The 12635-nt window shown below is 64.7% G+C and carries 8 protein-coding genes; 5 read left to right on the top strand and 3 right to left on the bottom strand.

The genetic code is table 11. The features are described from left to right. Positions 1-13: 13 nt before the first annotated feature. Both VEC01_RS11295 and VEC01_RS11290 read left to right on the top strand, forming a co-directional pair. Positions 14-1195, top strand: a complete 1182-nt coding sequence (locus VEC01_RS11295; protein WP_324900922.1) for an amino acid ABC transporter substrate-binding protein — start codon at positions 14-16, stop codon at positions 1193-1195. Positions 1196-1333: 138 nt separating this feature from the next. Continuing rightward, positions 1334-3010: an ATP-binding protein gene (locus VEC01_RS11290; RefSeq protein ID WP_324900921.1), complete on the top strand. Its 1677-nt coding sequence runs from the start codon at positions 1334-1336 to the stop codon at positions 3008-3010. A 112-nt stretch (positions 3011-3122) separates the two neighbouring features. Here VEC01_RS11290 and VEC01_RS11285 read toward each other — a convergent pair whose 3' ends face one another. Then, positions 3123-3470 (bottom strand): copper-binding protein, encoded by a 348-nt coding sequence (locus VEC01_RS11285; protein ID WP_324900920.1) that lies wholly within the window; start codon positions 3468-3470, stop codon positions 3123-3125. A gap of 270 nt (positions 3471-3740) precedes the next feature. Here VEC01_RS11285 and glgA point away from each other — a divergent pair, with 270 nt between their 5' ends. Next, entirely contained in the window at positions 3741-5288 is a 1548-nt protein-coding gene (gene glgA / locus VEC01_RS11280) for a glycogen synthase GlgA (RefSeq protein ID WP_324900919.1), read from the top strand. Between the two features lie 120 nt (positions 5289-5408). Then, positions 5409-7517 carry a glycogen debranching protein GlgX gene (gene glgX / locus VEC01_RS11275; protein WP_324900918.1) on the top strand — a complete coding sequence of 703 codons (2109 nt, stop codon included), beginning with the start codon at positions 5409-5411 and terminating at the stop codon, positions 7515-7517. Positions 7518-7534: 17 nt separating this feature from the next. Here the strand turns inward: glgX and VEC01_RS11270 are convergent, their stop codons facing one another. Together VEC01_RS11270 and VEC01_RS11265 are read right to left on the bottom strand one after the other, a co-directional pair. Continuing rightward, a complete protein-coding gene (locus VEC01_RS11270) occupies positions 7535-9085 on the bottom strand; it encodes an alpha-amylase family glycosyl hydrolase (protein WP_324900917.1) in 1551 nt (516 codons plus the stop codon). Positions 9086-9125: 40 nt separating this feature from the next. Then, a complete protein-coding gene (locus VEC01_RS11265; RefSeq protein ID WP_324900916.1) occupies positions 9126-9365 on the bottom strand; it encodes a hypothetical protein in 240 nt (79 codons plus the stop codon). A 36-nt stretch (positions 9366-9401) separates the two neighbouring features. On the opposite strand from VEC01_RS11265, the gene VEC01_RS11260 reads away from it, so the two are divergent. Next, on the top strand, positions 9402-12635 hold the full coding sequence (locus VEC01_RS11260) for a maltotransferase domain-containing protein (RefSeq protein WP_324900915.1): 3234 nt from the start codon (positions 9402-9404) through the stop codon (positions 12633-12635).

Here is a 12635-nt window from a genome sequence, read left to right as displayed (position 1 = left end):
GGAGAGGCGAGGAATGATTCTGCTTGAGCAAGTATTGCTTTACCTTTTCCGGCGGCTTTTCGTTGTGCTTGCGATCGCGTTGGCACCGCTCCATGCGCAAGGGGAAGCGCTTCCGATTCGCATCGGCCTGTCCCTTTCCCTGACCGGTTCCCTTTCCGAGTTCGGGCGCCTTCACCGGAATGGCTATCAATTATGGGAGGCGCACGTCAACCAGCGCGGAGGGATCCTCGGGCGCAAGGTCGAATTGATCGTCCGGGATGACAAAAGCGAGCCCCAGACGGCGCAAAGAATCTATGAAGAGCTGATCCTGAAGGATAAGGTCGAGCTGCTGTTCAGTCCGTACTCGAGTCCGATTACCCTGGCCGTTGCGCCGGTGGTCGAACGGCATGGCTATTCGATCGTTGTCACCGGCGCCGCGTCCGAAGAAATATGGAACAAGGGCTACAAGAACATTTTCGGGATACTGCCGGCCGCCGGCCGGTTCGCGGTCGGTTTTCTTGCGCTTTTGGCGAACGCCAGCATCAGCCAGGTCGCGATCGTCACGACGGACGACATTTTTCCGGCAAGCGTGGCAAGCGGCGCCCGGAAATGGGCGCCGCAATACGGCATCACCGTTGCCGCCAATATCGTCGAACCCAGGCATTCTCCCGACTTCCTGCGCGCCGCGGAACTGGCGCGGCAGTCCGGCGCGCAGGCGGTTGTGCTGGCCGGCTATCTGGAAGAAGCGATACAGATGAGAAGGGCGCTGAAGAAAATCGGATGGATGCCTGCGGCGTACTACGCCGCCACCGGCGGCTCCGTGCAGAAGTATGCGGAGCAGTTAGGCAATGACGCGAACATGACCTGTTCCACCAGCCTGTGGGAAGCGAATGAAGACCTGTTCCCGCGCTCGCTGCAGTTCGCGATCGATTACCGGGCCCGTTTCAGCGAAACGCCCACGCAGCAGGCTGCCGCGCCGTATGCGGCGGGGCAGGTGCTGGAAGCGGCGATCCTGAAGGCGGGGACAACCGAACGGTCGGCCTTGCGCAGGGCATTGTCTTCCCTCGACATGGCGACGGTCATCGGTCGTTTTTCCGTCGGTCCGGACGGCATGCTCAACAAACGTTTTCCGGTAGTTTTCCAGTGGCAGGACGGCCGGCGTGAAATCGTCTGGCCGCCGGAGGCGAAAACGGCGGAGCTGCTCATCCATCGCTGAACGGATGAAAGGACAAGCCGCCGTTCCGTCGCCGGCCGGGATGGCGGGATGGATGACGGTTCATCCGCGCCGCGCGAACTGGGGCGCGGGCAGGGGGCAGTGACGCAGCGGCGAGCGACAGGGCAACGCAGAACCAGCATGATCCAAATCCGACAACGCCTTGCATTCCGTGTTTTTTTCCCGATCGTGGCATTCACACTGGTCCTGGGAAGCGCCACCTATCTGTTCATTGTCTATGCGACCAGCAGCTTTGCGCACGAGCAGGCGGAAAACAATCTGCGCTGGCGTTCGTATGCGGTGCAGCAAATCGTGGACAGCAACGTGAATGAGCTGCAGCGTACCCGGAAGGCGGCCGATCCCGCTTCGGTACGCGACCGTAAGGTCAATACCCTGGTTGCCTTTGAAGACTTTGCGCGCACCAATGGCTTGCGGATCGATGTCTTCGACGCCGCGACGAAGATCCTGACGTCGAGCGGCGATCTGCCGCAAGCGCCCGATTACGCGATTCAAAAGAGCCTGGACAGTGTCCACCAGTTCGGCGTCGGCAAAGACCGCTACTACATGTACACCTTCATGTTCGAGCCGTGGCAATGGCGCATTACGCTCGTGCAGGACAGCCACGCGTATGACAACTTCATGCAGAACCTGGCTCACGGCATCTGGATCGGCGCGGGAACGCTTATCGGCGCCGCCTTCCTGTTCATGCTGCATCTGACCGTCAGCATGCGCAGACCGATCATGCGCATCATCCGCGACCTGAAAGTCAATCAACAGCCAAGCTACCGGGGCATCGCCGAGTTCGAATACCTGAGCAATTCCATTTCCGCCATGATGGACGCGGTGTGTGAAAAGAATGCCGCGGTAGAGCGTTACCGGGACGATCTGGAGGTGCTGGTCCAGGAACGCACCACCGAGCTCACGAAAGCGAACGACGAGCTGAAGAAGACCAATCAGCGGCTGGAAGAAACCCATCAGCAGCTGCTGCAATCCGAAAAGCTGGCGTCGATCGGCCAGCTGGCCGCCGGCGTCGCGCATGAAATCAACAATCCGATCGGCTTCGTGAACTCGAACGTGGGCACGATGCAGGGATATATCACCGACCTGTTGCGCCTGATCCGCGCCTATGAGGAACATCAGGAAATTCTCCGCCAGGCCGCGCCTCAGCTGGCAGGAGGGATCGACGCGCTGAGGAAGGAGATCGATCTCGATTTCATCAAGGAAGACATCGCGGGGCTGCTGGAGGAGTCGAAAGACGGCCTCGGCCGCGTGACGAAGATCGTCCAGGACCTCAAGGATTTCTCCCGCGTCGGCGAAGCCGACTGGCATTATGCCAACCTCGAGCGGAATATCGACACCACCCTCAACATCATCTGGAACGAGCTGAAATACAAGGTGCGGATCGTCAAGGAATACGGCGGTCTGCCGGAGGTCGAATGCCTTCCTTCGGAACTGAATCAGGTGTTCATGAATATTCTGCTCAATGCCGGGCAGGCGATCGAAAGAAACGGCACGATCACGCTGCGCACCCGCGTGCAGGACAACGAGGCATGGATCGACATCCAGGATACCGGCTGCGGCATTCCGGCCGAAAACCTCAACCGGATCTTTGATCCGTTTTTTACGACCAAGCCGATAGGAAAGGGAACCGGCCTCGGTTTGTCGCTGGCCTACGGCATCATGCGCAAGCATCAGGGGACGATCGACGTGGAAAGCGAGGTGGGACGGGGCACCTTGTTCCGTCTCCGACTGCCGCTCGCGCGGCCGGCATCCGTTGAAGCACAGGACCAGGCGGAGGGCGTGACGCAGCAGGCATGAGGCGGCCCGCAGGACCGCCAAAGGCAGGACTGTCCTTTACAAGAAGTTCATTCCTGCAAAAAAGGCACCGGCATGCATGGCCTGCAGCTCGCCGCGGCGGCGAACGTGGCCGTCAGCGCACGAGTTCCAGCTTCGTCACCGTCAATGCGCCCTTGATATTGTCCGCGTCGAAGCGGATCTTGTCGCCGGCCTTGACCTGGTCGAGCATGCGCGCATCGGCGACCTTGAATGCCATCGTCATGCCGGACATCTCGAGCCGCGGCAGCGGGCCGTGCTTGATCGTGAGTCTGCCGCTGCCCTTGTCCACCTTCTTCACTTCGCCATCCGCGAGCGCGGCGGACGGCGCCGCATGTCCCGCATGGGACGAGCCGTGGTGGTGCTGAGCGGGGTTGGCGAATGCGGGCAGCGCGAGGGCGGCGCCGAGGGCGAGGGCGGTGGCGACATGATGCAAGGGATTCATGAGCTTTCCTTTTTCGTAATGCGGGCGGTCGCGCTTTTGTGCGGCGCTGGCCGCCGGGTGACAGGCCCGGTGATTATATCCCTGCGGAAAGCGTCTGTGCGCGCCGCGGTCCGCTATCGCCCGCAGGACAGGCGCGGCCGCGCGCATGGCGCGTGATGCAGGCAGCTTGCGCTGAAGCGGGCGAACAATTGATATTGGACAGGAGGACAACAGCGTGGCCGATTTATCGTGACGGCACTGATTATCCCGTTCGAATCCGGAGCCTTTAGATTGAGCGCACGCGTTCTCATCGTTGCATCAGAAGCTGTTCCCTTCATCAAAACCGGCGGTCTCGCCGATGTCATCACCTCCCTGGCCAGAGCCCTTCGACGGCGCGGCGTCGACGCCGCCGTCATGATCCCCGGTTATCCGGCCGCGCTCGACGCCGCCGCCGGGCTGCAGGACGCCGGCGTGGTCGCCGACCTGCCGGGCGGCGCCGGCCGGCTGCTGCACGGGACGACTCCCGACGGCGAAGTGCCGGTGGTTCTGCTGCGCACCGCGGGCTTCGAGCGCCGTGCCGGCAATCCCTATGTCGATGGCGACGGCGAAGAGCACGCCGACAATCCGCAGTGTTTCGCCGCGCTGGCGCATGCCGCGGTCGCGGTATGCGCGGGCAGGACATCGCTCGCGCCGCCCCATGTGGTGCATGCGAACGACTGGCATGCGGGCCTGATACCGGCATTGCTGGGTGAGCAGGGGATCGCCGGCGTCGGCTCGCTGCTGACCATCCACAACCTCGCCTTCCAGGGGAATTACCCGCTGGAACTCGGCGCATCCCTGGGGATACCCGCGCACCTGCTCACGCCTGACGGCTGCGAGTACTGGGGCAAGCTGAGTTTTCTCAAGGCGGGCATCCGCCATGCCGGCCGCATCTCCACCGTCAGCCGCAGCTATGCGGCGGAAATCCTGACGCCGCGCTTCGGCCACGGCATGGACGGCCTGCTCGCCGCGCGCCGCGACTGCCTGCATGCCATCCGTAACGGCGTCGATACCGATACCTGGGACCCGGAACACGATCCGCTGATCGCGAAGCCGTTTTCGCGCCAGGACATGCGCGGCAAGACGGCCTGCAAGCGCGGCCTGCAGACGCTGTTCGACCTGCCGGCCGATCCGTTCGCGCCGGTGCTGGCGGTGGGCAGCCGCATCACGCACCAGAAGATGGCCGACGTCGCGCAGATCTCGCTGCCCGACGTCCTGCAGCGCTTTCCGCGCGCGCAGGTGGCGGTGCTCGGGCGCGGCGACCCTGCCTACGAGCGCGGCTTCCTGCAACTGGCCGCGCGGTTTCCCGGCCGGGTCGCGGTGCATATCGGTTATGACGAGCGGCGCGCGCACGCGCTGCACGCCGGGGCGGACATGCTTTTGCACGGCAGCCGGTTCGAACCCTTTGGCCTGACGCCGCTGTATTCCATGCGTTACGGCACGATCCCGGTGGCGTCGCGGGTGGGCGGCATCATCGACACGGTCGCGGACGCCGGGCTCGCCGGCACGCCGCCGGAAGGGGCAAGCGGCATCCTGTTCGACGGCGAGGAGGCCGCCGGGATGACCAAGGCGGTCAGCCGCGCGTTCGACCTGTACGAAAATCCGAGTGCATGGCATGCGATGCAATGCAATGCGATGGCGGCGGACTTTTCCTGGACAGAGCCGGCGCTGGAGTACATCGGCGTGTACGGCGAACTGTGCGACGCGCCGGTGCGGGCCTTGTTCGCCAGCACCGCCACTCCGGCGCAGGAGGAGGCGGGCGCGGCCGCGACGCAACTGCCGAAGCGCGCGACGGCTTAATCGGAATGCAACTTTATCCGATTGAAACACTCAATACGGAGGTGTTGTGTAACGAACAAGCATGTTCGCTGCACAACCGTGATTCCCATCTCCTATAGGAAATATCCCGAAAGCGGACTCATGTTCTTCGAAATCCCGGACCGCCTGCAGCCCGGACGCCCGTTCCCGCTGGGCGCGACCTATGACGGCCAGGGCGTGAACTTTGCGGTTTTTTCCGCCAACGCGGAAAGAATCGAGCTTTGCATCTTCGACGCGGCCGGACGCAGGGAAGTGGCCCGCCTGCCGCTGCCGGACTGCACCGACGAAGTCTGGCACGGCTACCTGCCGGAGGCCTCGCCCGGCTTGCTCTACGGCTATCGCGCGTATGGTCCCTACGATCCGCAGCGAGGCTATCGCTTCAACCATCACAAGCTGCTGATCGATCCTTATACGCGCATGCTGTCGGGGCCGCTGCGCTGGTCGGACGCGCTGTTCGGCTACCGCCTCGGCGCGGCCCGCGGCGACCTCAGCTACGACCGGCGCGACAGCGCGCCGGCGGTGCCGAAGTCGGTGGTGGTCGAGGACCTGTTCAACTGGGGCGACGACCGGCGGCCGGTCATTCCGTGGTCGAAGACGGTGATCTACGAGGCCCATGTGCGCGGCATTTCCATCCTGCGCGAAGACCTGCGGCCCGACCTGCGCGGCAGCTTCGCGGCGCTGGCCAATCCGCGCTTCATCGACCACCTGCTCAAGCTCGGCGTGACCACGCTGGAACTGATGCCGGTCAACGCCTTCCTGCAGGATCGCTTCCTGCTGGAAAAAGGATTGCGCAACTACTGGGGCTACAGTCCGCTGACGTTCTTCGCGCCGGAGCCGGGCTACCTGTCGCAGGGCGGTCTGAACGACATGCGCATGGCAGTGCGCCGCCTGCATGCGGCAGGCATCGAAGTGATCCTGGACGTGGTCTACAACCATACCGGCAGCGGCAACGAGATGGGGCCGACCATCAGTTTCCGCGGCCTCGACAATGCCAGCTATTTCCGGCTGGTGCCCGGCAACGAGCGCTACTACATCAACGAGACCGGCTGCGGCAACACGCTCAATGTCTCGCATCCGCGCGTGCTGCAGATGGTGATGGATTCGCTGCGCTACTGGGCCGATTCCTTCCACATCGACGGTTTCCGCTTCGACCTGGGCGCGACGCTGGGACGGGAGGGGACCGGCTTCGACCCCGGCTCTGGCTTCTTCGACGCGATCCTGCAGGACCCGGTGCTGTCACGCCTGAAGCTGATCTCGGAGCCGTGGGACATCGGTCCCGGCGGCTACCAGCTCGGCAACCATCCGCCGGGCTTTGCCGAATGGAACGACAAGTTCCGCGACGGCGTGCGCCGCTTCTGGCGCGGCGACTCCGGCCAGCGCGCGGATTTCGCCGCCCGGCTGTCGGGTTCGGCCGACCTGTTCAACAAGCGCCGGCGCAAGCCCTGGGCGTCGATCAATTATGTCGCGTCGCACGACGGCTTCACGCTGCAGGACGTGGTCAGCTACAACGAAAAGCACAACGACGCCAACGGCGAGAACAACAACGACGGCCACTCGGAAAACTACAGCAACAACTGGGGCGTGGAGGGGCCGACCGACGACCCGTCCATCCTCGAACTGCGCAACCGGGTGCGCTGCGCGCTGCTGGCGACGGTCGCGCTGGCGCAGGGCACGCCGATGCTGCTTGCCGGCGACGAGTTCGGGCGCAGCCAGCACGGCAACAACAATGCGTACTGCCAGGACAATGAATTGTCCTGGGTGGACTGGAATGCGGCGCAGTCGCCCGAGGGACAGGCGCTGACCGATTATGTCTCCCGCCTGCTGGCCATCCGCCACAGCTTCGCCGCGCTGCAGTCGCAGCGCTTCCTGCATGGCGAAGAACTGGAGCCGGGCGTGCGCGACATGGCCTGGTTCGACGAACGCGGCGAAGAGCTGTCGCCGGAGGCGTGGCAGAATCCGGAGGCGCGCGCGCTGGCGGTGCAGCGCGCGAGCGCTGGCGCCGACGGACGGCTCGACATCGTGCTGATGCTGGTCAACGGCGGGCACGACCCGATCAGCTTCCGCTTTCCGTACCCGGAGCGCAGATGGCACCTGCTGATCGACAGTGCGGTGGGCAACGGGGGACCGCGCGAAATGACGACGCAATCGCTTGAAGTGCAGGGCCACAGCGTGGCCGTGCTCGCCAACCGCGTGCCGAAGGCGCTGCGATAGCCTGGTCAGCTAAGCTTTCAGCCTTGCAGCAGGCAGAACCCGCACACGCCCAGCGTCAGCGCGTTTCCATCCGCCTGCGCGTGCCGTGCGAATGCCATGCGGTCGTACGTCAGGCCGCTGATCTTCTTCGGCGCATCGCCGAGGTTGAACAAGCAGAGCACGTGCTCGCCGTTGACATCGCGCACGAACGCGAGCACGCCGTCCGGCGCATCGACGAAAGCGATGCAGCCATTTTTCAAGGCCGGCGTCTTCTTGCGCAGCGCGATCATCTCGCGCGCGAAGCGCAGCATCGAATCCGCCTCGGTTTCCTGTCGTTCCACGTTCAGCGCGATATGCTCGTCCACCACCGGCAGCCAGGGCTCGGCTGTGCTGAAGCCGCCATGCGCCGCGCCGGTCCACGGCATCGGCGTGCGGCAGCCGTCGCGGCCCTTGAATTTCGGCCAGAAGGAAATGCCGAACGGATCCTGCAGGCGTTCGAACGGCACCTCGGCCTGCGGCAGGCCGAGCTCTTCGCCCTGGTACAGGCAGATGTCGCCGCGCATGCACAGCAGCAGCGCAAAGTGCAGCTTTGCCGCCTCGTCGCGGTCGCGCCCGTACTGCCAGCGCGTGGCCACGCGCGGCTTGTCGTGATTGCTCATCGCATAGCAGGCGGCGCTGTCCGGATGCAGGTGTTCTTCCAGCGTCGCAATCACCTTGCGCACATAGTCGACGCTGTAGTCCGGGCGCATCAGCGCAAAGCTGTAGGCGGAATGCAGGCGGCCGGGCTGGGTGTACTGGCCCATCAGCTTGAGCGGATCGACGCCGCCGACCTCGGCCAGGCTGAACGCGCCGTAGGCATCCAGCAGTTTCCGTATCCTTTCCAGGAAGGGCAGCATCTCCGGCCGTCCCTGGTCGTACAAGTGGACCTGGAAGCCGTAGGGGTGCAGCGCGTCGCCGGTATGTTCGCGCGGCGGGTTATTGCGCAACTGCAGGTCCTGGAAGATATGGTTGCAGGCATCGAAGCGGAAACCGGCCACGCCCATGTCGAGCCAGTAATCCATTTCGGCCAGCACCGCGTCCTGCACCGCGGGGTTGTGCATGTTCAGGTCGGGCTGGCTGGAGAGGAAGGAGTGGAAATAGTATTGGCGGCGTTCCGCATCCCAGCGCCAGGCCGGTCCGCCGAACACCGACACCCAGTTGTTGGGCGGGCTGCCGTCCGGCTTCGGATCGGCCCACAGGTACCAGTCCGACTTGTCGTCCTGGCGCGCGCGGCTCTGCTTGAACCACGCATGTTCTTCGGAGGTGTGCGAGATCACCATGTCGACGATGATGCCGAGGCCGAGCGACTTCGCGCGCCGCATCAGGCTCCTGAAATCGTCCATGGTGCCGAAGATGGGATCGACCGCGCGGTAGTCCGACACGTCATAGCCGAAATCCTTCATCGGCGACTTGAAGAACGGGCTGATCCAGACTGCGTCGACGCCGAGACTCTTGATATACGGGAGCTTGCGCTCGATCCCGGCCAGGTCGCCGATGCCGTCGTCATTGGCATCGCTGAAACTGCGCGGGTACACCTGATAAATAATCATGACTGCCTCACAAAACCCGGCGCCGCGTGCAACCGCAACGTCATGCAGCGCGACGCCCATAGGCAATATCTGTTGCCCAAGGGAATTTCGCAATATCGGGGCGACAAGAACCGGGCTTTTTGTTTTCTTCCTGCAACTGGTTGTCGCATTCCGGTGCAAAAAAATGGCGAGGCTGGCATCGCTCGCGATGCAGGCTTGCGATTTCTGAATGTCTTTTCGCGAACAAACTCGAGAATCGGTGCTCTATTGAAAATGATTTGCCGGCGTTGGCCGGCGACATTTTCTTTCCAGCTTTCCAGGTATCCGGTTCAACACAATGCGAACAACAACGCCTTACCTGCCCAGGATCTATTGCCTGGCCCCGGACTCCACCGAACTCGAACAGCATCTGGCGCGCAGTGCCGCACTCGGTTTCGATCATGTGCTGTTGCCGGAGCGGCCGCAGGCGGATCTGCGGCAGCTGGCGAAGGCCTGTGCGCGGCACGGCGTGCAGCTGCTGCTCGATTTCGATGTGCGCAGCGTCGGCGCCGAGCCTTCGCTGGTGGAAAGCCATCCGGAATGGTTCCACGGCCGAAGCCGCGACGACGACCTGCCCGATCCGCGCCGCACGCTGCGGCCGGAGGGGGTGCGGGCATTGCGGCATGACGATCCCGACATCGCCGCGGCGGTCGCCGGCCATCTCGCGCAGCGGATCGTCGAGCTGGCCGCGGAAGGCGTTGCCGGCGTGCGCTGCCTGGGGCTGGGCGATGCGCCGCCGGCGTTCTGGGAAGCGCTGATTTCGCGGGTAAAGACTGCGCACGGCGCGCTGCGCTTTCTCGCATGGACGCCGGGCAGCACGGCGCCGCAGATCGAAGCGCTCGCGCCATGCGGCTTCGATGCGACGTTTTCCTCCGGCGCGTGGTGGGACTACAAGTCGCGCTGGTTCGCCGAAGAGCAGGACTGGCTGTTCCGTGTCGCGCCGCCGATCGCCTTCCCGGAGAGCACCGACGAAGCGGTGGTCGCGCGCATGAGCGGCAATGAAGAGGCGGCCGCGCGGCGCCAGATCTACCTGCGCGCGTTGCGGCTGGCCGCCGCCTGCGGCAACGGAATCCTGGTGCCGATGGGATTCGAGCACGGCGCGGCCGGCCTGCGCGGCGACCCGGACTGGGATGCGGTGCGGCGCGAGGCGCCGTTCGACCTGTCGGAGGAGATCGCAGCCGTCAACGGGTTTATCGGCAGCCTCGGCGCGTCGTGTTACGCCAGGCCGTTCCGGCTGCTCTCCGGCGCCGATGCGCCGGTCGCGGTGCTGCTGCGCGAGACCGCTGGGCCGTCCCGCCAGGCTTTGCTGGCGGCGGTGAACGCCGACGTCCTGCACGGCGCGCAGGTGGGTGAAAGCCAGTTGCAGGAGCGCGCCGACGGTTTCATCCGGCATGAGCGGATCTGGCCCGGCGGCGAGGAAACGGCGGCAGCGGGAGCGCTTGCGCTGGGTCCGGCCGAGCTGCAGCTATATACCGCGCGCCGCCTGCCGCCTGTGCTGCTGCCGCCGGCGCGCGGCAAGCAGGCGGTGACGGCGGCTGCCAAGGCGCCGCGCATTGCGATCGAGGCGGTGTCGCCTTCCGTGGACGGCGGCCGGTTCCCGGTCAAGCGCACGGTGGGCGAATGCGTGCGCATCGAGGCCGACGTGTTTACCGACGGCCATGACAAGATCGCGGTCGCCTGCCTGTGGCGCACGGCGGATGAGGCGCAGTGGCACGAGGTCCGCATGCACCTGGTGGAAAACGACCGCTGGGCGGCGGCGCTGCCGGTCACGCGCCTCGGCCGCTACCTGTTCGTGATCGAGGCGTGGAAGGACGTGTTTTCCACTTACCGCGACGAACTGGAAAAGAAGACCGGCGCCGGCCTGAATGTGGCGGTCGAACTGGAAGAAGGGCGGCTGCTGGTGGAAGCGGCGCTGCAGCATGCGCTCGACCACGACATCCCGCAGGCGGCGACCTTGAAGTCGCTGGCGAAAAACCTGAAAGCCACGCGCGACAAGGCGAAGGCACCGGCGCGCGATGCCGAGCGGGTCGCTGCGCTGCTGTCCGAACCGATGCTGGAAGCGATGCGCGCCGCCGACGCCCGGCCGTTCGCGGTGCGCAGCGAACCGGTGATGCGCGTCGACGTGGAGCGCCGCGCCGCACGTTTTTCGAGCTGGTATGAACTGTTCCCGCGCTCGCAGAGCGGCGATCCGCAGCGGCACGGCAGCTTCGCCGACGTGGAGAAGCGGCTGCCGGCGATCGAGGCGATGGGCTTCGATACCCTGTACTTCCCGCCGATCCATCCGATCGGGCGCAAGCACCGCAAGGGGCGCAACAACAGCCTGACGCCGGGCCCGGACGATCCCGGCAGCCCCTACGCGATCGGTTCGGAAGAGGGCGGACATGATGCGATCCATCCGCAGCTCGGCACGCTGGACGACTTCCGCCGCCTGCGTGACGAGGCGGCCAGGCACGGGCTGGAACTGGCGCTCGACTTCGCGATCCAGTGCTCGCCCGACCATCCCTGGCTGGAACAGCATCCGGAATGGTTCGCGTGGCGCCCGGACGGCACCATCCGCTACGCCGAAAACCCGCCGAAGAAATACCAGGACATCGTCAACGTCGATTTCTATGCGGACGGCGCGTTACCCGACCTGTGGATCGCGCTGCGCGACGTGGTGCTGTTCTGGGTCAAGGAAGGTGTGCGCGTGTTCCGGGTCGACAATCCGCACACCAAGCCGCTGCCGTTCTGGGAGTGGCTGATCGCCGATATCCGCGGCCGCTATCCGGACACCATCTTCCTGTCGGAAGCCTTCACCCGGCCCAAGATGATGTACCGGCTGGCAAAGGTCGGCTATTCGCAGTCGTATACCTATTTCACCTGGCGCCATACGAAACAGGAATTCATCGACTACCTGACCGAGCTGACCACCACGCCGGTACGCGAATATTTCCGGCCGCATTTCTTCGTCAACACGCCGGACATCAACCCGTACTTCCTGCAGCGTTCCGGCCGGCCCGGCTTCCTGATCCGCGCCGCGCTGGCGACGCTGCTGTCGGGGCTGTGGGGGATGTACAGCGGCTTCGAGCTGTGCGAGGGAACGCCGGTTCCCGGCAAGGAAGAGTACCTCGACTCGGAGAAGTACGAGATCCGCGCGTGGGACTGGAACCGGCCCGGCAACATCATCCACGAGATCAGCCAGCTCAACCGGATCCGGCGCGACAACCCGGCGCTGCAGACGCACCTCAACGTGCGCTTCCTGCCGGCATCCGGCGACCACATCCTGTTCTTCCTGAAGGCGACGCCGCCGGCGGAAGGCGACGCCGGCTTCGGCGACAACGTGATTCTGGGGGCGATCAACCTCGATCCGTTCGCGGCGCACGAGGCGATCCTCGACATTCCTTTGTGGGAATTCGGTCTGCCCGACGACGGCGTGCTGGAAGTGGCGGATCTGCTGAGCGGTGCGCACCAGTCCTGGCAGGGGCGGCAGCGGCATCTGCGGCTCGACCCCTTTGTTTCCCCTTATGCAGTATGGCGCGTTCGACACAAGTGA

The sequence above is a fragment of the Noviherbaspirillum sp. genome (genome assembly GCF_035627455.1).
Classification (GTDB): domain Bacteria; phylum Pseudomonadota; class Gammaproteobacteria; order Burkholderiales; family Burkholderiaceae_D; genus Noviherbaspirillum.
The sequence above is the reverse complement of the archived record's forward strand: the minus strand, read 5'-3'. Positions and strand labels throughout refer to the sequence as shown.